The organism is Pseudomonas sp. IT-P294, assembly GCF_949767865.1.
In the GTDB taxonomy this organism is placed as follows: domain Bacteria; phylum Pseudomonadota; class Gammaproteobacteria; order Pseudomonadales; family Pseudomonadaceae; genus Aquipseudomonas.
Genome location: NZ_CATKQW010000007.1, coordinates 81,398 through 107,773 on the forward strand (window position 1 = coordinate 81,398; position 26,376 = coordinate 107,773).

The 26,376-nt window shown below is 58.9% G+C and carries 25 protein-coding genes and 1 tRNA gene; 6 read left to right on the forward strand and 20 right to left on the reverse strand.

Translation table 11 applies throughout. The features are described from left to right. Window positions 1-84 precede the first annotated feature (84 nt). Entirely contained in the window at window positions 85-1,158 is a 1,074-nt protein-coding gene (locus ACM6I0_RS05975) for a fatty acid desaturase (protein ID WP_414921708.1), read from the reverse strand. Between the two features lie 100 nt (window positions 1,159-1,258). On the opposite strand from ACM6I0_RS05975, the gene ACM6I0_RS05980 reads away from it, so the two are divergent. Further along, a complete protein-coding gene (locus tag ACM6I0_RS05980; RefSeq protein WP_414921709.1) occupies window positions 1,259-2,263 on the forward strand; it encodes an AraC family transcriptional regulator in 1,005 nt (334 codons plus the stop codon). Here the strand turns inward: ACM6I0_RS05980 and ACM6I0_RS05985 are convergent, their stop codons facing one another. The 4 genes from ACM6I0_RS05985 to ACM6I0_RS06000 all read right to left on the reverse strand — a co-directional run bounded on the left by ACM6I0_RS05985 (window position 2,264) and on the right by ACM6I0_RS06000 (window position 4,975). Continuing rightward, the gene (locus ACM6I0_RS05985; protein WP_414921710.1) at window positions 2,264-3,493 is read right to left on the reverse strand and encodes a type II toxin-antitoxin system HipA family toxin; all 1,230 of its coding nucleotides are present in this window, start codon (window positions 3,491-3,493) and stop codon (window positions 2,264-2,266) included. Continuing rightward, window positions 3,486-3,734, reverse strand: a complete 249-nt coding sequence (locus ACM6I0_RS05990; RefSeq protein ID WP_285433345.1) for a helix-turn-helix domain-containing protein — start codon at window positions 3,732-3,734, stop codon at window positions 3,486-3,488. The genes ACM6I0_RS05985 and ACM6I0_RS05990 overlap by 8 nt, the downstream gene beginning before the upstream one ends. A 111-nt stretch (window positions 3,735-3,845) precedes the next feature. Next, entirely contained in the window at window positions 3,846-4,211 is a 366-nt protein-coding gene (locus ACM6I0_RS05995) for a response regulator (protein ID WP_414921711.1), read from the reverse strand. A 77-nt stretch (window positions 4,212-4,288) separates the two neighbouring features. Continuing rightward, window positions 4,289-4,975: a Crp/Fnr family transcriptional regulator gene (locus ACM6I0_RS06000; protein WP_414921712.1), complete on the reverse strand. Its 687-nt coding sequence runs from the start codon at window positions 4,973-4,975 to the stop codon at window positions 4,289-4,291. Window positions 4,976-5,059: 84 nt separating this feature from the next. On the opposite strand from ACM6I0_RS06000, the gene ACM6I0_RS06005 reads away from it, so the two are divergent. After that, entirely contained in the window at window positions 5,060-5,578 is a 519-nt protein-coding gene (locus ACM6I0_RS06005) for a DUF962 domain-containing protein (protein ID WP_285433340.1), read from the forward strand. Window positions 5,579-5,632: 54 nt separating this feature from the next. On the opposite strand, the gene ACM6I0_RS06010 is transcribed toward ACM6I0_RS06005, so the two are convergent. The 6 genes from ACM6I0_RS06010 to dibA form a co-directional block, all read right to left on the reverse strand. Then, entirely contained in the window at window positions 5,633-6,622 is a 990-nt protein-coding gene (locus tag ACM6I0_RS06010) for a sulfate/molybdate ABC transporter ATP-binding protein (protein WP_285433339.1), read from the reverse strand. Window positions 6,623-6,625: 3 nt separating this feature from the next. Continuing rightward, window positions 6,626-7,498 (reverse strand): sulfate ABC transporter permease subunit CysW, encoded by an 873-nt coding sequence (gene cysW / locus ACM6I0_RS06015; protein ID WP_046031356.1) that lies wholly within the window; start codon window positions 7,496-7,498, stop codon window positions 6,626-6,628. A gap of 13 nt (window positions 7,499-7,511) precedes the next feature. Next, entirely contained in the window at window positions 7,512-8,330 is an 819-nt protein-coding gene (gene cysT / locus ACM6I0_RS06020) for a sulfate ABC transporter permease subunit CysT (RefSeq protein WP_208670587.1), read from the reverse strand. 70 nt (window positions 8,331-8,400) lie between these two features. Beyond that, window positions 8,401-9,414 (reverse strand): sulfate ABC transporter substrate-binding protein, encoded by a 1,014-nt coding sequence (locus tag ACM6I0_RS06025; protein ID WP_285433338.1) that lies wholly within the window; start codon window positions 9,412-9,414, stop codon window positions 8,401-8,403. Between the two features lie 70 nt (window positions 9,415-9,484). After that, window positions 9,485-9,667 (reverse strand): sulfur starvation response protein OscA, encoded by a 183-nt coding sequence (gene oscA, locus ACM6I0_RS06030; protein WP_007945260.1) that lies wholly within the window; start codon window positions 9,665-9,667, stop codon window positions 9,485-9,487. 181 nt (window positions 9,668-9,848) lie between these two features. Beyond that, a complete protein-coding gene (gene dibA / locus ACM6I0_RS06035; RefSeq protein WP_285433337.1) occupies window positions 9,849-11,768 on the reverse strand; it encodes a phosphodiesterase DibA in 1,920 nt (639 codons plus the stop codon). 147 nt (window positions 11,769-11,915) lie between these two features. Between dibA and desA the strand changes: the two genes are divergently transcribed. Continuing rightward, complete coding sequence (gene desA / locus ACM6I0_RS06040) at window positions 11,916-13,100, forward strand: delta-9 fatty acid desaturase DesA (protein ID WP_285433336.1); 1,185 nt, start codon at window positions 11,916-11,918, stop codon at window positions 13,098-13,100. Window positions 13,101-13,250: 150 nt separating this feature from the next. Continuing rightward, window positions 13,251-14,240, forward strand: coding sequence for a GGDEF domain-containing protein (locus tag ACM6I0_RS06045; protein WP_285433335.1), 990 nt, complete (start codon window positions 13,251-13,253; stop codon window positions 14,238-14,240). A gap of 135 nt (window positions 14,241-14,375) precedes the next feature. Here ACM6I0_RS06045 and ACM6I0_RS06050 read toward each other — a convergent pair whose 3' ends face one another. From ACM6I0_RS06050 to gabD, 3 genes are all read right to left on the reverse strand, one after another. Beyond that, a complete protein-coding gene (locus ACM6I0_RS06050) occupies window positions 14,376-15,590 on the reverse strand; it encodes an HDOD domain-containing protein (RefSeq protein ID WP_414921713.1) in 1,215 nt (404 codons plus the stop codon). A gap of 137 nt (window positions 15,591-15,727) precedes the next feature. After that, the gene (gabT, locus tag ACM6I0_RS06055) at window positions 15,728-17,005 is read right to left on the reverse strand and encodes a 4-aminobutyrate--2-oxoglutarate transaminase (protein ID WP_090177104.1); all 1,278 of its coding nucleotides are present in this window, start codon (window positions 17,003-17,005) and stop codon (window positions 15,728-15,730) included. 186 nt (window positions 17,006-17,191) lie between these two features. Continuing rightward, window positions 17,192-18,634 (reverse strand): NADP-dependent succinate-semialdehyde dehydrogenase, encoded by a 1,443-nt coding sequence (gene gabD, locus ACM6I0_RS06060; RefSeq protein ID WP_285433333.1) that lies wholly within the window; start codon window positions 18,632-18,634, stop codon window positions 17,192-17,194. A 350-nt stretch (window positions 18,635-18,984) separates the two neighbouring features. Here gabD and ACM6I0_RS06065 point away from each other — a divergent pair. Further along, window positions 18,985-19,061, forward strand: a tRNA-Arg gene (locus ACM6I0_RS06065). Window positions 19,062-19,158: 97 nt separating this feature from the next. Here the strand turns inward: ACM6I0_RS06065 and ACM6I0_RS06070 are convergent. The 5 genes from ACM6I0_RS06070 to ACM6I0_RS06090 form a co-directional block, all read right to left on the reverse strand. Continuing rightward, window positions 19,159-19,425, reverse strand: coding sequence for a hypothetical protein (locus ACM6I0_RS06070; protein ID WP_285433332.1), 267 nt, complete (start codon window positions 19,423-19,425; stop codon window positions 19,159-19,161). Between the two features lie 20 nt (window positions 19,426-19,445). Further along, window positions 19,446-20,066: a hypothetical protein gene (locus tag ACM6I0_RS06075; RefSeq protein ID WP_414921714.1), complete on the reverse strand. Its 621-nt coding sequence runs from the start codon at window positions 20,064-20,066 to the stop codon at window positions 19,446-19,448. Beyond that, window positions 20,063-20,629, reverse strand: a complete 567-nt coding sequence (locus ACM6I0_RS06080) for an RNA polymerase sigma factor (protein WP_414921715.1) — start codon at window positions 20,627-20,629, stop codon at window positions 20,063-20,065. The genes ACM6I0_RS06075 and ACM6I0_RS06080 overlap by 4 nt, the downstream gene beginning before the upstream one ends. Window position 20,630: 1 nt before the next feature. Further along, window positions 20,631-22,331, reverse strand: a complete 1,701-nt coding sequence (locus ACM6I0_RS06085; protein ID WP_414921716.1) for a vWA domain-containing protein — start codon at window positions 22,329-22,331, stop codon at window positions 20,631-20,633. 89 nt (window positions 22,332-22,420) lie between these two features. Then, the gene (locus ACM6I0_RS06090) at window positions 22,421-22,981 is read right to left on the reverse strand and encodes a YbhB/YbcL family Raf kinase inhibitor-like protein (protein ID WP_414921717.1); all 561 of its coding nucleotides are present in this window, start codon (window positions 22,979-22,981) and stop codon (window positions 22,421-22,423) included. A gap of 140 nt (window positions 22,982-23,121) precedes the next feature. On the opposite strand from ACM6I0_RS06090, the gene ACM6I0_RS06095 reads away from it, so the two are divergent. Beyond that, window positions 23,122-24,651: an FAD-dependent oxidoreductase gene (locus ACM6I0_RS06095; protein WP_414921718.1), complete on the forward strand. Its 1,530-nt coding sequence runs from the start codon at window positions 23,122-23,124 to the stop codon at window positions 24,649-24,651. Window positions 24,652-24,726: 75 nt separating this feature from the next. Here ACM6I0_RS06095 and ACM6I0_RS06100 read toward each other — a convergent pair whose 3' ends face one another. Beyond that, window positions 24,727-26,232 carry a YdgA family protein gene (locus ACM6I0_RS06100; RefSeq protein ID WP_285433326.1) on the reverse strand — a complete coding sequence of 502 codons (1,506 nt, stop codon included), beginning with the start codon at window positions 26,230-26,232 and terminating at the stop codon, window positions 24,727-24,729. Between the last annotated feature and the right edge of the window lie 144 nt (window positions 26,233-26,376).

Here is a 26,376-nt window from a genome sequence, read left to right on the forward strand (position 1 = left end):
CTCGCTGCTTGCGTCACAACGTAGCGTCGTTTTGGGTCAATTTGATGACCGACGTTTTCGCCTTTGAGTTTCCGCAGTTCTTGCTCAGACCTGAGCAGCACGAACCTGCCTGGATTCTGTTGCATCCTTACGCACAAATCGGTTCGCCCGTGTAAACGTCCCGAAATCATTAAACCGAACCCCCATCTCGCGCATCACTTTGTGGGCCACCGGCACGGTCATCTGGCGGATGTAAAACGGCTCCTTCACCACAAAATGGTGAATCCCGTGGCTGCTGCCGAAGTTGAAGCAGAACGCCTGCATCGGCCACATCCACCAGGGGTTTAGCACTTGGGTTTGCTGGATCACATTGCCCGGCTCCACATCACCGTAGTAATGCATGTTCGAGCTGACAAAGTGCAGGCAGAACGTGCGCAATACGTTCGGTCCGATGATCACCACCGCCGCGATATCGATCACCTGCATCACCGACAGCGTGGTCGCCGACCATTCAATTGGTGCCCCCAACAAATGGGCGATGCCATTGGCCGCATGGAAACCGAGAAACGCGTACCACGCGCCCCAATGCACCAGCGCCAGCGGCGCGTAGACCTTCAACGTGCGCTTGATGATGCTGAATTTATGCGTCCAGGTTTTGGCCCGCAGCATGCGGATAAACGCCGACATCACGTTGTCGCCCACCATCAGCAACCGCGCAAAACCCCAAGGCTCGCCATTGGTGATCGCGCGTTCTTCCATGTCGGTTTCGGTGCCGGAAACCTTGTGATGATTAAGGTGCAGGTGGCGGCGAATCCACGGATTGATCGTGCTCGGCCGCGCCAGCCATACCAGGCCCATCATCAGGTTGTGCGGCACGCGTTGCTTGCGAAAGTACATGCTGTGAATCAGGTCGTGTTCCAGCTCGTGGGTCAGCGAGGCGAAAAACGCGTTGAGCAACAGGCACGCCCACCAAGCCATGTGCCCGGTGATGTAGAGCGCCGCCGAGCCAATCATTGCGATCAGCGCGAAGGCCAGAATGCCGGCGCCCAAGGCGTCCTGATGGTTGAGAATCGGGTAACGCTTGCGCAGCTCGACCCCTCTGGCCAGCACCACTTCGCGAATATGTGCTGATCGTTGAGCTGCATTCAGTCGCTGGGGACTTGCAGAAGTACGGTCCATGCTTCCATCCTCTGGTTATTGATGTTCGCATCCTGCCTTGTGAACCCTCGCAAGGCGGTAGCCGTGAACGCCAACCTGTTGACCGGAAGCGCCAATCAGCATGACTGAACCGACCTCCCTCGCCAGCTGGACCCGCGCCTTGCGCAAGCAACTCGATGCGCTGGGCCTCGACAGCACCGCCCTGTGCCACCAGGCGGGGCTCGACCCGCAATTGATGGACGACCCGAACGCCCGTTACCCGTTGTCCGGCACCACGCGCCTGTGGGAAATCGCCGTGCAGGTCAGCGGCGACCCGGCGATCGGCCTGCGGGTATCTCGCTTTGTCAGTCCGACGACGTTTCACGCACTCGGCTATGCGCTGGTGGCCAGCGGCAGTCTGCGGGAAGTGTTCGAGCGCATCGTGCGTTATCACCAGGTGGTCAGCGATGCATTGGAGCTGGAACTGACCCGCGCCGAAGATCGCTACCGCTTCCGCCTGAAAATCCCGGCCGGCAACCCGGCCCCGGCGTTCGAAGCCATCGACGCCTTCACGGCCATCTATGTGCGCACCTGCCGCAATCGCTTGGGGCGCGATTACGCACCACTGGCGGTTTACCTGCGCCGTCCCGAACCTGCCGATCCGCATCAGTGGCACAAAGTGTTCCGCTCCCCGGTGTATTTCGCCGCAGACGAGGACCGACTGGAGTTCTCACTTGTGGACTTCGAGAGCCACCTGGACGATGCCAACCCGGAACTGGCCGAACACAATGAAGCGGTGCTCAAGCGCACCCTGGCGCAACTCAAACCACTGACCTGGGAACGTAAAGTCCGCGACGCCATAGAAGAGCAATTGCCCGAAGGCGAACCCTCGGCGGAACGCATCGCCCAGGCCCTGCACCTGAGTTTGCGCAGCCTGCAACGGCACCTGGCCGACGAAGGTTGTCGCTTCGACACGCTGCTCAATGAGAGTCGCGAAAACCTGGCGCTGCTGCACCTGCGCGATCCGCAATGCTCGTTGAGTGAGATCAGTTATTTACTGGGATTTGCCGATACCAGCAGCTTCAATCGCGCCTTCAAGCGCTGGACCGGGATGACGCCGGGGCAGTTTCGGGATGGGTTGCGGTGATCAGGTTTTGATGAGGCTGCGCTCAATACCTGATGTCCACTGTTCCAGCATCGCTTCACCGACCTCGGCAAAGGCACGATGTACCTTGATGTAATCAGTCATTTCACCCATCGCCACATCCATCCCATGAGCGACCTGTTGCAGCAGTTCATTGCAGCGCCCTTCCGTCAGGTTGCAGGCCGAACGACCAAATCGCATCAGCATTTTGTACTTGGGCCATGCCTTCGACCCACCTAACAGCAATGCCATGCTGTCGGACTTGATGTAAACCGATGTCGTGACGATGTCGTAGGCCGGAGCGAGGCGGATCTGCGCATCAAGAGCGCAATGCTCGTACAGCACGCCGAAGTTCTTGAGGTGTGCGTCGCCATTCTTCAAACCGGATGAAAGTGCGACGATCTTGAAAAAAGACTCAAGCGCCTGGTTGAGCAACGGCGGGGAAACGAATTCCTTGATTTGCTTCGCTGCACCTTCGTACGAGCCATCGTATTTGGCCTTCGATGGCCAGGCATTGAGTACACAAAAATCCTCGAACCCCAGATAACCTTTGTCGTACAGATCGAAACGCTCGACGACCAGAAATTTGCCGTGCTCGCTGAGTTCAAATTTCGGCACTTCAAGTCCGCAATGCAACGCGGCTCGCATGCAGAAATATTCGTTGGCCGCGAGTTCGGGGTATTCCTCCGGACGAAACGATTTGACCAGGTGTGTCGCGCCTCGATGGGTCAACCGGTCGACAGTTGTCGCATTGTCCCGGACAAGCACTTTCGGCTGTACGCCTGAAACACCCGAATACTGGCCATAGGTGTGCAGCAGATCATCGAACAAACCCTGTGCACCGTCATGCACCAGAAGATCCGCGAGGCTGGTTTCCGGGGGCCGGTCATTCGAATCTTCCGCGTTCGCAATGCCTACTCGTCCAAGCTGATATGGGCCGACAATCGCCAGCATCGCGAAATCATCGAAGCCCCTGACTGCTTTACTGAAACGACGAACCAACTCATCGCGCAGAGCGCCTTCCGGCAGGTTCATTTCAAAAATCGGGTGTATGCCGTGGTCCCACGTATAACTCTCAAGTCGCACCGGCATGGTCAACGAGACCGCGTTTTGCTCCTGCGCATTTTCGGCGTAGGTAAAGACCGAATCGCCGCGAGGCTGACCCCGACCGAGGGCGCCGACTGCGATTCCGGAAACACTGATGTGCAGCCTTTCTCTCTCTGGATCAGCCATGGAAGTTGACCTGCTTCAGAGAGTCCAGCGTTGGACGCTTCGACTGACGGGGCACGGCAGTGAGCTCATACCCGAAACCATTGAGGATCGCCTCAATCTTGCGCAAACCGATTTCGGAGATGGTGTTGTTCTCGATGCCTGAAATCGTCGAACGGCTCATACCGTACTGTTTTGCCAATTCCTGTTGAGAAAGCTTTCGCTCTTTACGTAAGGACCGGATGAGTCTGCCAAGGTTTTCCATCGCCCAACCTGCATTGTATACCGTGCAATTTTCCACAAATTGTGGATATGCATTGTATTTAGTGCAGATCAATGAGTATGTCCAGCTCATTTTTTAACCAGACTTAAGAAACTACCGTCCCCGATCTCGCCGCAACAACTTGCGCACCCGTGCCACCAACTCGCTCACGGCAAACGGCTTGAGCAGGTAATCATCCTCATGTAATTCCAACCCGCGCAGGCGATCTTCGATGCCGTCCTTGGTGGTCAGGAATAGCACCGGCGTGTCACCGAGCTTGCGGATCTGTTGCTGCAGCTGCCAGCCGTTAAGCCCCGGCAGCATCACGTCGAGGATGATCAGTGCGTATTCGCCGGACTCAATGTAGCGGCGGCCGTCCATGCCGTTGAGCGCCACGTCTACCGCATAACTCGCTTCGTTCAGGCCGTTGGCCAGGAGTTTGGCCATTTCGGGTTCGTCTTCCACTAACAGGACACGCATGGCACACCTCGATTATTCAGGAGTACAGGCTAGGCGCGTTCGGGCCGATTGCCCATCACAAACTTCAATACATGCCGCTAGATGGTGACCAGGGCCCGCAAACGCTCAGCGTCCAGAATCTCGATCTCGCCATAGCCCAAACCGATAATCCCCTGCCCCTGCAAGTCCTTGAGGATCTGGTTGGTGGTCTGGCGCGACAGCGAGAGCATCGACGCCAACTGCTCCTGGGGCAGTTGCAGCACACGGCGTGGCGGATCGATTTCGCCGTATCCTCCGGCGATCATCAGCAAGCGATGCGCCAGCCGGGTCGGGGCGGGCATCAGGCTCAGTTGTTCGAGGTTGATGAAGGTCAGGCGCAGTTTGTGGCTCATCAGCAATGCCAATTGCCGCCAGTACACCGGTTGTTCGTCGAGCAGCTTGAGCAAGGCCGCCTGCGGGATGTGCAGCAGGGTGCATTGCCCAACGGCGAAGGCATCGTGGGTGCGTGGCTGGTTGTCGAACAGACAGATTTCGCCAAACCAGTGCGGCGGTTCCACCAGGCTCAGCAGCGCTTCCTTGCCCTGCTCGCTGACGGCACCGATGCGTATGCATCCTTCGAGCACCGCATACAACCCGCACGGCGGATCGCCGCGCTTGAACAACAGTTGCCCCGTCGACAGGCGCCGAACCCTGGCCGCCGCCAGCAAACTATCCTGTAAGGAAACAGGGAGATGACTGAACCAATGCCCCGTCATCAGGCGCGAACGCCAGGCCTGCATATCCATGGAATCTCCTAAAGATTGTCGCCTGCCTGACAGAGCGAAAACGGAACACGGGGCATGATCAATCACCCTACAGGAGGAATAACAATGAAAAGCCTCGTTGACCATCTCAGTCAATACGCCGCGTACCATCGCGACCCACGCAACATTGCCAGCCACTTTATCGGCATTCCGCTGATCGTGGTGGCGGTGGCGGTGTTGCTGTCCCGTCCACAATGGGCCGGGGGCTGGCTTTCGCCGGCGGCGCTGACGGCATTGGCGTCAGCCTGGTTTTACCTGCGCCTGGAACTGCGCCTCGGGATATTGATGACCGTTTTGCTCGGCCTGTGCGTTTGGGCGGGACAGGTTCTCGCGCAGCAAAGCACGCTGGTGTGGCTGGCGAGCGGCATCGGGATGTTTGTGGTGGGCTGGGCAATCCAGTTTGTCGGTCACCACTATGAAGGGCGCAAACCGGCGTTCGTCGATGACGTGACAGGGTTGATTGTCGGGCCGTTGTTCGTGGCGGTCGAGCTGGCGTTTTTGCTGGGATTGCGCAGGGATCTGAAAGAGCAGATCGAGGCGCGAGTGGGTGGGGTGCGGGTCAATCCGAATCGCGCTGCAGCGTAGATCGCGATGCTTGATCGTTCCCACGCTCTGCGTGGGAACGATCAGCCGGAAGGGTCAGATATTGGCGAGTTTTTGCCAGACCTTGGGCTTGAAGAACAGCGTCTCGCCTTTCGCCAGACCGATCAGGCTGTCGTGGTCCTTCACCACTTCAGCTTCGATCAGTTCGCTCTGGCCTTCAACCTTCAATGTCACCCGCGTCGTCGCGCCCAGCGGACGGATATCACGCACTTCGGCCGCATGGTGATCCTCCAGCTCATGGCGCGACAGCGACACTTCGTGCGGGCGGAACAGCACGTGGTTGTCTTCACCCAGATGCAGCCGGTTCGAGTCACCCAGGAAGTGATAAACGAAATCGCTGGCCGGGTTTTCGTAGACATCGCCCGGTGAGCCGATCTGTTCGATCACACCTTTGTTCATCACCACAATCCGGTCGGCCACTTCCATGGCTTCTTCCTGGTCGTGGGTCACGAATACAGAGGTCAGGTTGATGTCTTCGTGCAACCGCGCCAGCCAGCGACGCAGTTCCTTGCGCACCTTGGCATCGAGGGCGCCGAAGGGTTCGTCGAGCAGCAGGACTTTCGGTTCAACCGCCAAGGCACGCGCCAAGGCAATACGCTGGCGCTGACCGCCGGAGAGTTGTTCCGGGTAGCGATCCGACAGCCAATCGAGCTGCACCATGTTGAGCAGTTCATGAACTTTCACCGCGATCTGGCTTTCGCTAGGCCGCTGGTTTTTCGGCTTCATGCGCAGGCCGAATGCGACGTTGTCGAACACCGTCATATGGCGGAACAACGCATAGTGCTGGAACACGAAGCCGACGTTGCGATCACGCACGTCGTGACCAGAAACGTCTTCACCGTGGAAAACGATGCTGCCCTGATCCGGCGTTTCCAGGCCGGCGATGATCCGCAGCAGCGTGGTCTTGCCGCAACCGGACGGGCCGAGCAGCGCCACGAGTTCGCCGCTTTGAATGTCCAGGCTGATGTTGTTTAGCGCCTTGAACGCGTTGAAATTCTTGCTGACGTTACGCACTTCGATCGACATGAATTATTCCTCCGCGGCGCTGGCGCGCAGGCGGTTAATACGGTTTTCGCTCCACTGCTTGAGCAGCAGGATGAAGAGCGCCAGGATCAGCAACAGGCTCGCCACAGCGAACGCGGCCACGTGGTTGTATTCGTTGTAGAGGATCTCGACGTGCAGCGGCAAAGTGTTGGTCACCCCGCGAATGTGCCCGGAAACCACCGACACCGCACCGAACTCACCCATCGCCCGTGCAGTACACAGCACCACGCCATAGATCAGGCCCCATTTGATATTGGGCACGGTGACGTGCCAGAACATCTGCCAACCATTGGCACCCAGCAGGCGCGCGGCCTCTTCTTCCTGCGTGCCTTGTTCCTGCATCAACGGGATCAGCTCGCGGGCCACGAATGGCACGGTGACAAAAATCGTCGCCAGCACGATGCCCGGCAACGCGAAGACAATCTGGATGTCGTGATCCTGCAACCACGGGCCGAACAAGCCCTGGGCGCCGAACATCAGCACGTAGACCAGACCGGCAATAACCGGCGAGACCGAGAACGGCAGGTCGATCAGCGTCACCAGCATGCTTTTGCCACGGAACGAGTACTTGCTCACGCACCACGCCGCGCTGACGCCAAACACCAGGTTGAGCGGCACCGAAATCAGCACGGCGATCACCGTGAGTTTCAGGGCCGACAAAGCGTCTGGCTCAAAGATCGCGGTGAAAAACGCGCCCAAGCCAAGCTTCAGGCCCTGGGACACCACGATGAACAGCGGCAATAACAAAAACAGCGCAAAAATCAGCCAGCCGAGGCCGATCAGGATTCGCCGCGAAGTGGCACTGCCACGGCGGGCGGCGTTGGCCGAGGAAGCGGCCGCAATAGACGATTGGGACATTGTTCGCGCCTCCTTATGGGGTTTCGATGCGGCGTTGCAGCAAGTTGATCAGCAGCAACAGGACGAAGGAAACCACCAGCATCAGTACACCAATGGAGGTGGCGCCGGTGTAATCGTACTGGTCGAGCTTGACCATGATCAGCAGCGGCAGGATCTCGGTTTTCATCGGCATGTTGCCGGCGATGAAAATCACCGAACCGTACTCGCCGACCCCACGGGCAAAGGCCAACGCGAACCCGGTGAGCCAGGCCGGAAGCAGTGCCGGCACCAGGATATGGCGGAAGACCTGCAACGGTTTTGCACCCAGGCACGCTGCCGCTTCTTCCACTTCTCGGGGGATATCGGCCAATACTGGCTGTACGGTACGTACTACGAATGGAAGCGTCACAAAAGTGAGGGCAAGGGTGATGCCGAGGGGGGTATACGCAATCTTGAAACCCAGGTCCGCTGCGAACTGACCGACCAAACCGGTGGGGGTGTACAGCGCGGTCAGCGCGATACCCGCCACGGCAGTGGGCAATGCGAAGGGCAAGTCGATCATCGCGTCGATGATCTTGCGACCGGGGAATGTGTAACGCACCAGCACCCACGCCAGCAGCGTGCCGATGATGCCGTTGATGATCGCGGCATAGAGCGCGGTGCCGAAGCTCAGCTTCAACGCCGCCAGCACCCGTGGTGCCGAGATAATCGCCCAGAACTGTTCCCAGGTGAGTTGAGCGGCATGCACGAACATCGCCGCCAGTGGAATGAGCACAATCAGGCTGAGGTACACCAAGGTGTAGCCCAGCGTCAGCCCGAAGCCGGGTATGACGGGGGAGATACGACGCGACATAAAAGTCCTTGGTTGAGAACGCGCAAAGCCCCGACGGTTGAATCGGGGCTCGTTGATGGCTTATTTCAGGTTACTGAGCCTGATAAATCTGATCGAACACACCACCGTCGTTGAAGAATTTCGGCTGCGCGGTTTTCCACCCGCCAAAGTCCTTGTCGATGGTCACCAGGTCCAGTGTCGGGAACTGCTTGCTGTACTTGGCGGCCACGTCCTTGTCACGTGGACGATAGAAGTTTTTCGCCGCAATTTCCTGGCCTGCCGGGCTGTAGAGGTGCTTGAGGTACGCGTCAGCGATCTCGGTGTTGCCTTTTTTCTCGGCGTTTTTATCGACCAAGGCGACCGGAGGTTCGGCCAGGATCGACAGCGAAGGCACGACGATTTCGAACTTGTCGGCGCCGCCGTCTTCTTTCAACGCCAGGAACGCTTCGTTTTCCCAGGCCAGCAACACGTCGCCCTGACCGTTGTTGACGAAGGTGATGGTCGAGCCGCGAGCGCCGGTGTCCAGCACAGGCACGTGCTTGAACAGGGTTTGCACGTATTCCTTGGCTTTGGCTTCGTTACCGCCGTTGGCTTTCAGGCCATAAGCCCAGGCCGCGAGGAAGTTCCAGCGCGCACCGCCCGAGGTTTTCGGATTTGGGGTGATGACCGACACGTCGTTCTTGACCAGGTCGCCCCAGTCCTTGATGCCTTTAGGGTTGCCCTTGCGCACCAGGAACACGATGGTCGAGGTATAAGGTGTGCTCGCCTCGGGAAGACGCTTCTGCCAGTCGACCGGCAGGGTTTTGCCGAGTTTGGCGATTTCGTCGATGTCACCTGCCAGGGCCAGCGTCACTACGTCGGCGCGCAGGCCGTCGATCACCGCCCGGCCTTGCTTGCCCGAGCCACCGTGGGATTGCTGGACTTTCACCGTGTCGCCGGCGTGATCTTTCTGCCAGAACTTGGCGAATTCGGCGTTGTAATCCTGGTACAGCTCACGGGTCGGGTCATACGACACGTTGAGCAATTCGTAATCCTTGGCAACCGCGGAACCAGCAAAAAGGGCACTGGCCAAGGCGGCCAAAGCGAATTGACGAATCGACGACATGGTGAAAGCTCCTGGAGTTCTGATTGTGTTGGCTTTTTTTATGGTGTGCTGGAATCGGGCTGCCGGTGGTTTAGCTCGGTTTGTTGCTCGGATTCTGCAAGCGGAATTTCTCTTTGCGTTCGATCTGGACTACCTGTGCGTTGTGCACGGTAATTTCCACGGCGCCAAAGCGCAGATCGCGCAGTGCGCTCTGGATCTCACGCAAGATGGTGGCTTCGTCTTGACCGTCAACGCTACGTAGGGATGCGCTCATAGTGCTGCTCCTTCAACTGAGAGATTGCCTGGCAGTGAGGCCACTGCTTGCGGCGTAGGAGCAATAGTAGAGACGCACAGATATTCTTAAAAAGACTATTTAAGAATGTTTATATAACCAAAAACGATTTTCTGGCCGAGCAAGGGCTTGCGAGCGATTAGCTTCTTGAAAATCAAACGGCTTAGCGAATTTGCGGCGCGTGAGCCCAATCCAGTTGTTGGTCCGGCACCGGACGCCCGAACCAGTAGCCCTGCCCCAGATTGCAGTCCTGTTCGAGCAGGAAGCGCGCTTGCTCGATCTGCTCGATCCCCTCGGCATGCACCTGCATCCCCATGCTTCGCGCCAGCGCGATAATCACTCGCACGATAGCCACATCATCCTCATCCCACGGCAAACCGGCTACGAAGCCCTGATCGATCTTGAGCTTCTGCACCGGTAAACGCTTGAGTCGCAGCAACGACGAATAGCCCGTGCCGAAATCATCGATGGCCAACCGCACACCGAGCTCGCGCAAGCGATGCATCTGCTCCAGGGCCACTTCAGGATCGTCCATCACTGCGCTTTCGGTGACTTCCAACTCCAGATACGCCGGATCCAGCCCGGTCTCGCGCAGCACCTGGGCCACCTGTTGATACAACTCACGACGGGCAAATAAACGGGATGAAACATTCACCGCGACAAATGACAAAGCCACACCCTCGGCTTGCCAGCGGCACATCTGCTCACAAGCCTGGCGCATGACCCAGGCATCGATCGCGGCAATCAGTCCGGTGCGCTCGGCAATGGGAATGAACTCTGCCGGCGACACCAGCCCGCGCTGCGGATGTTGCCAGCGAACCAGCGCCTCGACGCCGATCAGGCGACTGGATTTGAGGTCATGCACGGGCTGGTAGTAGACGCGCAGCTCTTGCTGCTCAAGGGCGCGGCGCAGCTCGAAACCGATTTCCACTCGCTGCTGGGCATGCGCGGTCAACTCTTCGGTGTACAAGGCGTAACCATCGCGGCCCGCGCTCTTGGCCTTGAACAGCGCCGAATCGGCGTTGCGCAGTAGCTGTTCGGCGCTCAAGGCGTCACTGGGAAACAGACTGATGCCAATGCTGGCGTTGATAAAGAGCCGATGACCCTCGATATGAAGCGGCTCACGCAGGTCATCAATGATTCGTTGGGCCAGCGACCCGGCGTGCACCAGCTGCGGACAACTCTCGGCGAGCACGGCGAACTCGTCCCCGCCCAGGCGCGCCAGGGTAATGCCCGGGTCGAGCAGGGCTTTCAAGCGTTCGGCCACAGCCTTGAGTAATTGGTCACCGATCGTGTGCCCGAGGCCGTCGTTGATCATCTTGAAGTGATCCAGATCGATCAGTAGCAACGCACAACCGCGTTTGTGCAGTTGCGCTGACGCCAGCGCCTGCTCGGCGCGGTCGGTGAAAAGCAAACGGTTCGGCAGCGCGGTCAGCGGATCGTGGTTGGCCAGGTGCTTGAGTTCATGTTCGGAATTCTTGATCGCACTGATGTCCGAAAACACCGCAACGTATTGGCTGAGCTGGCGCTGCTCGTCGCGAATGACGCGGATAGTCTGCCATTGCGGGTAGATCTCGCCGCTTTTGCGACGGTTCCAGATTTCCCCGCTCCACTCACCGGTACCGTCCAGGGTGGTAAACATCTCCTGGTAGAACGCTGGCGGATGATGACCGGACTTGAACATGTTCGGGCGCTGGCCCAGCACTTCTTCGCGCTGATAACCGGTAATTTCCATGAACGCCCGGTTCACGTGGACGATCAGGCCTTTGCTGTCAGTGACGAGCACGCCTTCACGGGTGCAATCAAACACCGCGGCGGCCTGACGCAAACGTTCTCGGTCTTCACTGCGCTCGCGCAATTTGGCGCCGATCCCCAGGCACCGGAACAAACGCGCTCGGGCGATGAAGATCAGGCCGGCACTGAACGCCACCCAGAGGTAACCGTTGATCAGTTGCCATCGCAGTAACTCAGTGGAGTTATCGAAGAAACTGTTCAATAGATGGCCGCTAAACTGGAGCCAGATGATGGAAAGCACCAGGTAAAGCAGCGCTGCACGCAAGGCATCGCGATATGTGGCAGACATTCGACTGTCCATGTCCCTACAAAATGGTTGGAATTATAGGTCAAAGAAACATCCAGCCACTCTTATCTGAAAGGGCGACTGGTTTTATCTGTGGGCTTAGTGATAATGCAACGGCTGTTTTTTTCTTTATCGAGGGCCCTACAGCCTATGTGGTACGAAGGTTTTCTTGGCTTGTCGCCCTGGTCACTGGTGGCAGTCACCCTGCTGATGACCCATGTCACGATTGTCGGCGTCACGGTCTATCTGCATCGTTATTCAGCCCATCGCTCGCTTGAGCTCAATGCTGGCCTGAAACATTTCTTCCGCTTCTGGCTGTGGCTGACCACGGCGCAGAACACCCGCGAGTGGACGGCTATCCACCGCAAGCATCACGCCAAATGCGAAACCGTCGATGACCCGCACAGTCCGGTCATCAAGGGCCTGTCCACGGTTCTGCGCAAAGGTGCCGAACTGTACCGCGCCGAAGCGGAAAACCCGGAGACCCTGCGCATCTACGGCAAGAACTGTCCCGAAGACTGGATCGAACGCAAGCTTTACAGCCGCTTCCCGCTGCTGGGCGTGGGGATCATGGCGCTCATCGACCTCATGCTGTTCGGCACCATCGGCATCACCATCTGGGCGATCCAGATGATGTGGATCCCGGTGTGGGCCGCCGGTGTGGTCAACGGTCTGGGTCATGCCATCGGCTACCGCAACTTCGAATGCCGCGACGCGGCGACCAATCTGGTGCCATGGGGCATCCTGATCGGCGGCGAAGAACTGCATAACAATCATCACACCTATCCTAATTCGGCAAAATTGTCGGTGAAGAAGTGGGAATTCGACCTCGGCTGGGCCTGGATCCAGGTATTCAGTTTCTTCCGTCTGGCCAAGGTCCAGCGGGTTGCGCCGATTGCCCACCGTGTGGAGGGTAAAGGCAACCTGGACATGGACACTGCCATGGCTATCCTCAACAACCGTTTCCAGATCATGGCCCAGTACCGCAAGCTGGTCATCGCGCCGCTGGTCAAGCAAGAACTGGAAAAGGTCGATCATTCGGTCCGCCACCAGTTCCACCGCGCCAAGCGCCTGCTTTCGCGGGAAACCAGCCTGCTGGATGAAAAACACCACCTGCGCATCCAGACCATGCTCGAGCACAGTCAGGCGCTGAAGGTAATTTACGAGAAACGCCTGGCCTTGCAGCAGATCTGGGTCAAGACCAGCTCAAATGGTCACGACATGCTGGCGGCCATCAAGGACTGGGTTCACGAAGCTGAAGCCAGCGGGATTCAGTCCCTGCGCGACTTCGCCGACCAGTTGAAGACCTACTCCCTGCGCCCCGCCGCTGTCTGACGCCGTTGATCGGTGCGCCCCGTTCGCGGGCGCACCCTCAGGAACTTCGTTCCAAATCCCCTATCTCAAGGACACTTCGCCACCCCCGGCGGGCTTCGTTGTAGCCGCGTTCGAACCTCGAGCGGCCCATGCCCTTTGAGATTTGTCCCAATGGTCCCTAAAAACCTGCACGACTCATCGCTCACACAATCACCCGACACCGCGCAAACCCTGATGGCGCTGATGCATGCCCAGGGCGAAGTCGCCCGACTGAGCGAGCGCGAACAGCTGTTCAGCTCACTGCTGGTGAGCGTCAACGCGGTGCTTTGGGCCTTCAATTGGGAAACTCGCCAGGTGCTCTATGTCAGCCCGGCCTATGAACGCCTTTTCGGCCGTTCCGCTGGCCTGTTGCTGTCCGATTACAACCAATGGCGAGACAGTATTTACCCCGATGATCTTGAGTACGCCGAGCGCAGCCTGGCCGAAGTGCTGGAGAAAGGGGCTGTTGAAGACCGCGAGTACCGCATCATTGCCGCCGACGGCCAGGTGCGCTGGATCAGCGACAAGTGCTTCATCAATCGCCAGGCCGAACCGGGCCAACCGGTGATCATCGTCGGCATCGCCGAGGACATCACCGAAAAGAAACGAATGGAGGCGGAATTACAGCGACTGGCCACCACCGATGCGCTGACTGAAAGCAGCAACCGACGCCACTTCTTCGAATGCGCTCAGCGCGAGTTTGCGCAAGCGTGCAAGCAAGGCGCGCCGATGGCGTTCCTGCTGCTCGACATCGATGATTTCAAAGCAGTGAACGACACCTACGGCCATCAAACTGGCGACATCGTGCTGCAACGAATCGCCGAGAGTGGTCGCGCCGCATTACGCCGGGGTGATCTGTTCGGGCGAATCGGTGGGGAGGAGTTCGCCGCTGTCTTCCCGGGCTGCGCCCCCGACATGGCCATGCAAGTGGCCGAACGCCTGCAGCGGATGATTCAACAGTTGAGCTTCAGTCATGACGACAAGACGTTCGGTATCACCGTCAGCCAGGGCTTGACCAGCCTGACCGCGGAAGACCAAAGCCTGGACGGCCTTTACGCCCGTGCGGATGCCGCGATGTATGAAGCCAAGCGCCAGGGCAAGAACCGCATCATCTCAGGCTGATTCCAACCTCAGGCGAAACACAAAACCAATGTGGGAGCGAGCTTGCTCGCGATGAGGGAGTCATATCCAACATTGATGTTGGCTGATAGTCCGCTATCGCGAGCAAGCTCGCTCCCACAGGGTTTTGTGTAGTGCTTATTTTTTGCGCAAGCGCATCAGCTCCGGCAGCCCGATCTTGAGCAGCCGCGCCGTTCGGCTCTTGGCCAAGGCCTCGATGCCCTCATGCTCAGTCAGACGCGCCAATTGCGCCGCCATGTTCATCACCAAGGCTTCGCGGGAGTAAACCCCGCCACCGAGCTGGTAGACCGCTGCAATCAGCTCTCGCAACTCCAGCGGTAGACGCCAGCGCGTGCGCAAGGCCGAACCGTACGCTGCGCCGAACTCGGCCAGGGCGTCTCCAACCTCCTCCCACTCATCCAGCTCACCGCCGGCCTGCTTCCATTCCTGCAAACACCTCAACAGCGCGAGATCGCCGAGGCAGTGCAATACGCCCGCGCAGTAACAGCGCTCCTGATCCAGATCCAGCAAGCGCGCCAGCGTCCGGGCGTACTCAGCGGTGTGCAGCGACAGGTCCCAATAACGCTCGGCGTAGTCGGCCAGCAACGGATCGCTGAGCCGGGCGCTGCGTTTGAGCGTCAGCCCCAGTATCAGGTTCATGCTTTGCGCGGTGCCCAACCGGTGCAACGCCTGGCCCAAGGTCTGGACCGGATCGCCAAGGTGCTGCGCCGCGCTGTTGGCTGCCGCGATCAGCACAGCAGTGATCTGCGGGTCAGTACGGATTTCGCCTTCCAGGCGGTTGAGGTCCAGGCCGCCGGGATTGAGGCTGCGATCGACCGCCACCTGCACGTCGGTCATCAGCGGCGCACCCTCGGCCAGTTCTCGACGACGCTCCAGGTACACCGACAAGGTCATGCCTGGCGCCAGCGTTTGCACCTCACAGGCCACCTGCTCTCCAGCATTCACCAGCAAATCCTGCAGGCGATGGGTGAGGCTTTCCATGTTCAGGGGTTTGGTCAGGTACGCCGCGGGCGCCAGGGGCAGTGCTTCACGCACGCTGGCGCTGTCGTTGCGACTGCTCATCAGAATGAATGGCAGCGGCGGATTGCGCTTGCGTTGGCGCACGCTGCGCAAGACATTCAGGCCATCGATGCCAGGCAGCTCCCAATCGACGATCACCAGGTCGTAGGGATTGTCCGCCAGGAGGCGCAACGCTTCCTGGCCATCGGCGCACAGGTCCAACCGTGCGTCGCAGCGCACATTCAACAACACGTGCTTGAGCAGGTCGCGAGACCAGGGATCGGCCTCGGCAATCAGCACACGCGGTACAGCCGGTAAAACCACAGCGGTCATCTGCACGCTCCCTTTGCGATGCTTGTACCTTAGTCGAAGCGGGTCATTGAAACGAGGCATCTATTTTGAAGGACAAAAAAACCCGCCGAAGCGGGTTTTTTGTCGATCAGCTCACATTTTCATGCAAGCACTTTAGATCAAAGCTCCGAGAAGCACTCTTCAATGATGGCCAGACCTTTGTCCAATTGCTCGTCCGGCGAAGTCAGCGGTACCAGGACGCGCAGAACGTTGCCGTAAGTGCCGCAGGACAGCAGGATCAGACCCTTGTCACGCGCCTTGGCGACAACAGCGGCTACCGCTGGAGCGTTCGGCTTGTGGCTGTCGCCGTCAACGAACAGCTCGACCGCAATCATCGCGCCCAGGGCACGGACTTCACCGATCACCGGGTACTTGGCCTGAATGGCTTTGAGGCCAGTCACCAGACGCTCGCCAACAGCCTTGCAACGGTCCAGCAGGTGCTCTTCTTCGAACACTTCCATCACGGCCAGGGCCGCGGCGCAAGCAATCGGGCTACCAGCGTAAGTCCCGCCCAGGCCGCCTGGAGCAATGGCGTCCATGTATTCGGCTTTACCGCACACACCGGCCAACGGGAAGCCGCCAGCGATGGATTTGGCGAAGGTGGTCAGGTCGGCAGCAACGCCCATCTGTTCCATGGCGAAGAAAGTGCCGGTACGGCCAGCGCCAGTCTGCACTTCGTCAGCGATCAACAGGATGCCGTGCTGGTCGCACAGGGCGCGCAGACGCTTCATGAACTCTTTAGGAGCGACGTAGAAACCACCTTCGCCCTGAACTGGCTCGATGATGATGGCAGCGATGTCACGCGGCTCGGCGTCGTTCTTGAAGATGCGTTCGATGCTGGCGATCGAATCGTCGATGCTCACACCGTGCAGCTCGTTCGGGTACAGCGCGCGGAAGATGCCGCCTGGCATCAGGCCCATGCCGGCCGAGTAAGGCACGACTTTACCGGTCAGGCCCAGAGTCATCATGGTGCGACCGTGGTAAGCGCCGGTGAACGCGATCACGCCGGCACGGCCAGTGGCGGCACGAGCGATTTTCACGGCGTTTTCAACGGCTTCGGAACCGGTGGTCACCAGCAGGGTTTTCTTGGCGAAATCACCTGGCACCTTGGCGTTGATTTTTTCGCACACTTCTACGTACGGTTCGTAAGCCAGTACCTGGAAGCAAGTGTGGGTCAGCTTGTTCAGCTGCTCGGTCACGGCGGCGATGATTTTCGGGTGCACGTGGCCGGTGTTCAGCACAGCGATACCGCCGGCGAAGTCGATGAACTCGCGACCTTCAACGTCGGTCACGGTGGCGTTCTTCGCGGACTCGGCGAAGATCGGGTGAATCTGGCCAACACCGCGTGGTACAGCGGCTTCGCGGCGTTTCATCAGGGATGCGTTAGTCTTGCTCATAAAGTCCTCATTCACCGCTCATCGGGCGGCGTGGTTCAAGGAAAATGCGGCGGGGAGGCAACTACGGCAGCATGCGATGATCGACTGCCATAGCGTTCCCGGCCACAGAGAAAATTCCATTTGAAGCACGCAAAGGGACAGCGCTCTCGTGCCCTTTGCGTTTAAAGCAATGCCTTGCCGGGCTTATCAGATGCCCAGGCAGAGGTATTTGATTTCCAGGTAATCTTCGATGCCGTACTTGGAGCCTTCACGGCCCAGGCCCGACGCCTTGATGCCGCCGAACGGCGCGACTTCGTTGGAGATCAACCCGGTGTTGACGCCGACCATGCCGTATTCCAGGGCTTCAGCCACACGGAACACACGGCCCAGGTCGCGAGCATAGAAGTACGACGCCAGACCGAACTCGGTGTCGTTGGACATCGCGATCACTTCGGCTTCGTCTTTGAAGCGGAACAGCGGCGCCAATGGACCGAAGGTTTCTTCCTTGGCCACGGCTGCGTTCTTCGGCACGTTGGTCAGGATGGTCGGTTCGAAGAAGTTGCCTTCCATGACCTTGCCACCGGCCAGCACGGTTGCGCCTTTGCTGATCGCGTCAGCAATGTGCTCTTGAACCTTGGCCACGGCTTTTTCGTCGATCAGCGGGCCAGTGGTGGTGCCTTCTTCCAGACCGTTACCGATCTTGAGTTTGGCCACGGCCACTTTCAGCTTCTCGGCGAACGCGTCGTAGACCGAATCCTGAATGTACAGACGGTTGGCGCAGACGCAGGTCTGGCCGTTGTTGCGGTACTTGGAAATGATCGCGCCTTCGACGGCCTTATCCAGGTCCGCGTCGTCGAACACGATGAACGGCGCGTTGCCGCCCAGTTCCAGGGAAACCTTTTTGATGTCCTTGGCGCATTCAGCCATCAGCTGACGACCGATTTCGGTCGAGCCAGTGAAGGACAATTTACGCACGATCGGGTTGCTGGTCAGCTCGCTGCCGATGTCGCCGGCGCTGCCGGACACTACGCTGAACACACCATTCGGGATACCGGCACGCTGGGCCAGTTCAGCCAGGGCGAACGCAGAGAACGGGGTTTGCGAAGCAGGCTTGAGCACCATGGTGCAACCGGCGGCCAGAGCCGGGCCGGCTTTACGGGTGATCATTGCAGCCGGGAAGTTCCACGGGGTGATTGCAGCGGTCACGCCGATTGGCTGCTTGATCACGATCAAGCGCTTGTCTGGCTGGTGACCCGGAATCACATCACCGTAGACGCGCTTGGCTTCTTCGGCGAACCACTCGATAAAGGAAGCGGCGTAAACGATCTCGCCCTTGGCTTCGGCCAATGGCTTGCCTTGTTCCATGGTCATCAGACGAGCGAGGTCGTCCTGGTTTTCGATGATCAGTTCGAACCAGCGACGCAGCTTGTTAGCACGGTCCTTGGCGGTCAGTGCACGCCAGGCCGGCAGCGCTTTGTCAGCGGCTTCGATTGCACGGCGGGTTTCGGCAGCGCCCATTTTCGGCACAGTGCCCAGAATTTCGCCCGTTGCCGGGTTGTTGACCTTGATCGTCTGACCATTGTCCGCATCGACCCAAGCGCCATCGATAAAGGCTTGCTGGCGGAACAACTGGGTGTCTTTAAGCTGCATGTCGGCTTTCCTTAACAGCACCGCGACCAGCGCGGAGCGAATTATGATTGTAGAAAGGCGCCTCAAAGGCTGCCGTCAGGGAAATCATTCACCGGGCTGAAGCACATAAATAGCGCACTGATTGAAACTCGTGCGGTTCAGCACCCAGACAAGAGCGTTTGAAATCTCAAACGAATCCTAGGATCAAAGGGGGTAAAGGACAATAGCCTGTTCGAAAAAAAGAACGAAAACGCCGCATTTGCCCAATTTTTCTGATCAACGTAGCAAACGGTTGTTACGGTTGCGAAAACCACAGTCGATTCAGCAGCATGGACGCCCGCAGTGCATATGAGTATCATGGCGCCCGCATTGCACCAGTAGCTCAGCTGGATAGAGTACTGCCCTCCGAAGGCAGGGGTCGTGGGTTCGAATCCCGCCTGGTGCACCATACGTCGTAAATGAAAAAGCCTCAGATCTTAGGGTCTGGGGCTTTTTTATGGGTGTTGTCTCTGAGCAGGGCAACTGGATTTGGGTCCAGTTCTGGTTTATTCCGTCGTCCAATCAAACTCGTCGTACTCATCATCCTCTTCGTCCTCGACCTCTTCCTCATCAAGGACGTCTTCCTCAAGCTCCTCCTTTTCCTGCTGAGCAAGAAGAAACTCCTTACGACTCTCGGTAATTGCCCGCCTCATATCCTCCCCTTTCACAGGGCAGTTGAGCATTTGGGCGATGCGATCGATTTTTTTCGCCACGGCTTCCTCCAACGCATCGGCTATGGCCCGATAGTGCGCGCTTTCGGGCCTTGTTGCCAAATGGACGACCGCTTTGCGTCTCAGTTTTTCTGCAATGCCTTGAGTCTGGCCGTGAGATTTTCCTTTGGAAAGCGTTTGTGCAATGTCGCCATCAGGTCAGTGGCCGCTTGAGTCTGACCCGCTTTTTGCAGGCGGATCACTTCCCTTAATTGATCGTCGATAAACTTTGCCGGCGCCATCACCGGGGGCTTGCTGACCTTCGCTTCTTCCGCCATTTCAGCGCTGATCGATTCGGTCTGCGCGGGGGCGGCAAAATCAGCCATTGGCGCGGCAGGCGCTGGCGCAGACATCGCGCCAGCGGGCGCCGCGAGCGAGCGCGCCACCTGCGCAGACTCCTTCTTGGTAACCGGGGCCGATGCTTTGGGTGCGGGTGCGAAGTCATAGCTTGGCACTTGCTCTGGCGTACGTTGCACCAGCGCTAGCATCAGCGCGACACCCACGAGGCTGGCGAACGCGACTTGCCAACGAGGTTTCTGGCAAGCCTTGACCCAGCGCTGCCACAGGCTCGGTTTCGGCGCAGGGGTTTCTCGGTGTGCGGCGGCCAGAATGAACGCATCAAGATGCGCCGGAGGCTCATCGCGACTGTGTTCACGAAAATGCTGCAGCACTTGGTCTTCCGGTGTTTTGCGAGCGTCAGTCATGTCAGTACCTCCTCGGCCAGCAGCCGACGCAGTTTTTGCTGGGCATAGCGCAAGCGGCTTTTCACCGTTTCCAGCGGTGTTTCGGTGAGGGTGGCGATCTGGGGGAAATCGAGATCGCTGTGAGCGCGAAGCAGGAACACTTCGCGCTGGTCGGCGGGCAGGTTTTGCAGGGCGGCTTCAAGGCGCTGACTGTCGCGGCTCAGGCTCAGCAGCTGCTCCGGATTGGTCGCCTCATCAATCACGGCGTGGGTCTGTTCGTCATAGCTGTCGTGCAAGGGGTTGTGAATGCCATGTTTGCGCCAGTGATCGATCAACCGATTGCGGGCAATCTGGTAGAGCCACGTACGAAAATTCGCCCGGCCCTGTGGCTGACTGGTGCTGCGGATCAGGCTCAACCAGGTGTCCTGGTACACCTCTTCGGCCAGTTCGGGTTTACCGCTGAGGCCGAGAAGGAATCGATAAAGCCCCTGGCGGTGACGGGCGTACAAAATCTCGAACGCCGGCCCGTCGCCCGCACGATAGCGGGCCAGCAGTGATTCGTCGCTCGGTTCAAGCGCTGACATGTCAGTTGTAGCCTCCCTTCAGCGGCTCACTGTTGGAGGCCGTTGTGGTGCGCAGGCTTTGCGCCAACTCCACCAGTTGCACGAACTCCGCCCGCAGACCGAATCGGTCGTCACCCCGCGCACCACGCGCCAGGGCTTCGGTGTCCTTCAGACTGAAATCACCGGTATAACGTCCATCCTTCAATTGCTGGGAAAAAGCCGCCACGGCTGCCGCAAATCGCAGGTCATCACTGGCTTTTCCGACCGAATCACCCGAAATCGGCCGCTCGATCAAGCGACTATTCCCACCTTCCGGCAACTGATAACGCACGCGCAACATCGCCAACTCTCCAGCATTCCCGGAAACAACCGACTCCGACTGACCATAGCGCAACGGCTCCAGCCAGCCTTTCTCGCCCTTGGGCACGATTTCATACAACGCCGTCACCGTGTGTCCTGCGCCGATTTCGCCAGCATCAACCTTGTCGTTGCTGAAATCCTCACGCTTGAGCGCCCTATTCTCATACCCCAACAGCCGATACTCGCTGACCTGAACCGGGTTGAATTCCACTTGCAGCTTCACGTTTTTCGCCACCACTGCGAGGGTTGATCCGAGTTGATCCACCAGCACTTTGCGCGCCTCGCGCAGGTTGTCGATGTAGGCGTAATTACCGTCTCCGGCGTCAGCCAGTTGCTCCATCAGGTGTTCATTGTAGTTATCCACACCAAAACCCAGCGTGGTCAGGGAAACACCAGTCTTGCGTTTATCCACAGCCATTTGCTTGAGGCTGTCGAAGTCGCTGACGCCGACGTTGAAGTCACCGTCGGTGGCCAGCAGGATGCGGTTGATGCCCTTGGGAATGAAGGCCTGCTGCGCCATTTGATACGCCAGCTCGATGCCCGAGGCGCCAGCGGTGGAGCCGCCAGCGGTCAATTGATCAATGGCGGTACGAATTTTCGCTTTCTCGCGGCCGGACGTGGGCTCCAGCACCACACGCGAGTCGCCTGCATAGACCACCAGTGAAACCCGGTCCTGATCGCGCAGTTGATCGACCAGCAACTTCAGCGTGCTTTTGACCAGCGGCAAACCCTCGCGACGGTCCATCGAACCGGACACGTCCACCAGAAACACCAGATTGGCCGGGGCCAGTTCCGCTACCGCGCGGTCAGACGCCTTGATGCCTATGCGCAACAATCGCGTATGCGGGTTCCACGGCGACGGCGCCAGCTCAGTGGTCACGCCGAAGGGCGAACCATCAGTGGGCAGCGCGTAGTCGTAGGGAAAGTAATTGACCATTTCCTCAAGTCGCACCGCGCCTTCCGGTGGCAGGCGACCCTGATTCAGCAAGCGGCGGACATTGGCATAAGCGCCGGTATCGACATCGGCGCTGAAGGTCGAGACTGGCGCTTCTGCCACGCTGTGAATCGGGTTATCCGCCAGCGCTTGATACTGCTCGCGCGGCTCATCGCGATATCCGAGCGCAGCCACCTCTGGCGCAAAACTTGCCATAGGTGCCGGACGTACGCTGCGTTTAGCCATGGACGCATCCGCAGCAATGGGTTCGCTGCGCACTAATGCTTCAGTCGTCATCGCACCTTGAGCCGGCGGCGCCACTTCAGCGGATTCAGGCTTGGAGGAAACGCCGCAACCGCCAACGGACAGCAACAACCCGATGGCGAAACCCTGGGCGGCCGGGCGGAGGAAATGCAGAGGGAGGGACATGTGGGCTGACCTCAGGAGGAAATTGATCCATTCATCCTCTGAGACGGACAGCCCGACAGGTTCGGGTTAAACCGCAGTGAAAAGAATCTTCAGCGGTGATAACGCCGCACTACGCTGCTGTTTCTCAGCACGTGGTCTTTGATCTTTTCCAGTAGCTGTGCGCGGGTAAGGCCAGCAGGCAAGGCGTCCGGTGCCAGGTCCAGGGCAAAAATCTGGATGACGTAGTGGTGCGCGCTATCGCCGATCGGCGGACAAGGACCGATATAACCCGTGGTGCCTTTGACGTTCATGCCGCCGACGCCTTCCAGGGTGGATTTGGCGCCGACGCCGGCCGGGATCTGGTGGGTGGTCGGTTTGATGCCGTAAAGCACCCAGTGATCGACACCTTGGCCTTTCGCACCGTCGGGGTCATGCATGACGATGGCGTAACTGAGGGTGCCCGCCGGCCCCGCGTTCCAGTTCAAGGCCGGTGACTGGTTGTGCCCACCACAATTGGGCGCGTCACTGGCGGCGGCCGAGGTAAACAGGCGGTCATCCGTGACGCCAGGGATGTTCAGGGTGAAACGTTCCTGGGCCTGCACTGGCAGTTGCACGCATAGGGCGACGGCAACGGCCGCCAGCCAAGGGTTCAAAGAGGTCAATCGGGTCATTCCGGAGCACCTTGTGCGGATGGGGCCGTCGTCGGCTTGCGAACTATAGCTGTACCGTTCGTGCGGTGGCAGCAGGAATTGGCTGAACCTCTAAACAAGCGCCAAACTCAATAGGTGAAACGCCTGCCTGGAGACCGATCATGGCACTGCAACGCGTCGCCCGTTTCGCCGATGTGCCCGAAAATCGTGGCCTTGAAGTCCAGATCGGGCAAACCAAAATTGTACTGCTGCGGGTTGGCGATCAATTACGCGCATTCCAGGGCGAATGCCCACACGCCGGGGCGCCGCTGGCCGATGGGGCGCTATGCCATGGGCGCCTGATCTGTCCGTGGCACAAGGCAGCGTATCGGATCGAAGACGGCGCGTTATGTGAACCGCCGTCGCTGGACAGTCTCAAGCGTTATCCGCTTGAAGTGCGCGAAGGCGAGGTCTGGGTCGATGATCAGCCGATGAGCGACGCTCACACGCCCCCCGCGGACGATGAGCGGACGTTCGCCATCGTCGGTGCCGGCGCGGCAGGTACGGCCTGTGCGGCGGCTTTGCGTGAAAAGGGCTTCGGCGGTCGCATCGTCCTGATCGACCGGGAACCCGACGCCGGGTACGACCGCACGGTGTTGAGCAAATTCGTGATTGCCGGTGAGATGCCGCCGCAAGAAGTCCCGCCGCTACGTGATGCAAGTTTTTACCAAACGCAGCGCATTGAACAACTGCACGGTGAAGTGGCACGTCTGGATTGCGCCAACAAGACCTTGCACCTTGTTGACGGTCAAACGCTGAGCTACGACGCGGCATTGCTGGCAACCGGCGGTACGCCAAAACCACTGGCCGTGCCGGGCGCCGATCTGCCGCAAGTCTTCCTGCTGCGTTCGAGGGATCAGGCTCAGCGAATTCTGGACGCGGCAAAACCCGGTCAGAAAGCACTCATCATCGGCGACAGCTTTATTGCCATGGAATCCGCGTCAGCCCTGCGTGAATACGGGCTGGACGTCACGGTTTTGGCTCGCCATGCGGTGCCGTTCGCCAAGCAGTTCGGCGAATCAGTGGGCAAGGCGATTCGCGCCCGGCATCAGGCTCACGGCGTGGTGTATCACACCGATGGCGAGGTCGTGCGCATCGAAGGAACGGACAAGGTCGAAGCGGTGCATCTGGACAACGGCCAACGATTGCCCGCGGACCTGGTGCTGGTCGGCATTGGCGTGACACCCGCGACCGAGGCGTTTGCCGATCTGCCCAAGGCAAAGGATCAGTCGCTGCAGGTCGATGGCGGCATGCGCGTGACTGATGGGCTCTGGGCCGTCGGTGATATCGCGACCTTCCCGCTCAATGGTCAGCCGCAACGGATCGAACACTGGCGCCTCGCCCAGCAACAGGCCCGCATCGCCGCGTCCAACATGCTGGGTGGCGACGAGCATTATCTGGATGTGCCGTATTTCTGGACCTGGCACTTCGGGAAAAACTACGACTACCTCGGCCACGCCGAATCCTGGGACGAGGTCGAGTTCAAGGGCGATCCCAACCATCCACCCTTTATTGGCCTGTTCAGCAAGAACGGCGTGGTGGCTGCCGCGGTGGCCTGCGATCGAGAGCGGGCGATGGCAATGCTGGCTGAACGCATGAAACAACCGTTGCCGGTGGATGAGGCGTGGCGGCTGATTCGGGACGAGGATTAGTCTTCAGACACCCGACAGCAAAACGCCCGGCGTCTGCATTTCGCAGAGGCCGGGCGTTTTGTTGAAGCGCGCGGTTTATTGAACCTGTGGCTCGCCGCCGATTTTGCTCATCACGAAGCTGACAAACTCTTCAAAGGTCATTTTCTGGCCATTGAATTCCACCTTGCTGTTGGCGTAGTGCAATTTGCTGACGATATTGTTGCCATCCAGTTTGGCGAATTGCGTGCCGACCGCCATGCTGCTGAACATGTCCGAGGTCGCTGCTGCCTGGTCGGCAATCAGCTTGGCGTCGGTCTGGCCGTCGATTTGCGACTGCACGGTGAGCAGGTCAACGAGCATGGGCTTGGACACTTGCACATTGACATCCAGCAACGCGATCAACTGTTGGATCAGTTGCTCCGACGGCAGGTCCATGGACTGTGGCTTGGTCAAGTCGAGCACCAGATTGGCGCGGCTTTCACCATTGGTGGATTTGAACGACAGATTCTCCAAAGCAACCTGCGGGCCAGCGGCGAGCAGTTTTTCCAGGCCTGTTTTGACCTGAGCGTTTTCTTCCGGCGTCAAAACCAACTCTGGAGCCGGCTCGCCAGCGGCAGCGGCTTCGGCGGCGGCTTTCTCGTACGGTTGCAGTTTGGTCTGGTAGATCTGCATCAGCGACATGGTCGCCGGAATGTCGAGGTTCTTCAGGCTCATGGCCAACTGTGCAGAACCGAACGCCTTGCCGTTCAGGGACACCTCGTCAACCTTGTAATCGGCACGCCCCGAAGCGCTGGTGCCCGACTCTTCCGTCTGGTTTTTCATCTCGAATTTCTTCAAGCCCAGTACGGATTGCTTGGCGCCGAAGGTGGTTTTGCTGTCGGTCAGCTCCAGGGTGTTCTCGCCGGTGTAGTAACCGTAGGTGCTTTTTATCAGGTTGCTGGCCACGGTCAGACCGCTCAGTTCAACCTTCACCGGTGTCTGGTCTTCAGCCACGGTGGTCAGCGTCATGCTGTCCATGTAACCGTTGGCCTTGATCTTTTGGGCCTGGGCGCTGGCAGCGACGTCGAGGTTCAGGCCGGAAAACTTCAGGTTGGACTTGGCATCCAGCGCTACGTCCAGCGGCAGCAATTCAAGCGTGCCATTGGTGGAGTTGTCGTAGCCGATATTGACCAGGCCTTTGAGCGGCGACTGGTTCTTGGCCGCGGCAAACCATTTCTCCGTGGCAGCGGTTCTTTCAAGTTCGTAGTGACTGGTGGCCATGACCGGCAGCCATTTCAGCGACACCAGGCGCGAAAACGGCAGCGGGCCGTGTTCGATGTGATCCACGAAGAGCAATTCGACCGGGGTCTCACCGAACATTTCACCCTCACCTTTGAGGCGATAGTGCGCGGTGCTGCTGAACACATGACGCTCCAGCGAAACCAGCTCCAGCGAAGCCGTGCCATTGGACCCCACCAGCGCAGCGTTCAGCTCTTTGTTGGCGTCGGCGATCGAAGTGTTGAGCACGCCTTCGATTTTGGTGCCGGTGTACCAGGCACCACCGGCGCTGATTGCACCGATGGCAACGACGATTCCAAGAAGCACGCCTGCTGATTTATTCATGTATGACCCAGTCAATGTCCGTTGTTGAAAGTGTGTCGTCTTCCCTGAACCCATGTCGGGTTGCGGTCACGACTGCGTGAAAAGTGCGAAGCAGATTAGCATCAGGCGCGTTGGGCGACCCAATGATTAAAGGTTAAAGAGTGT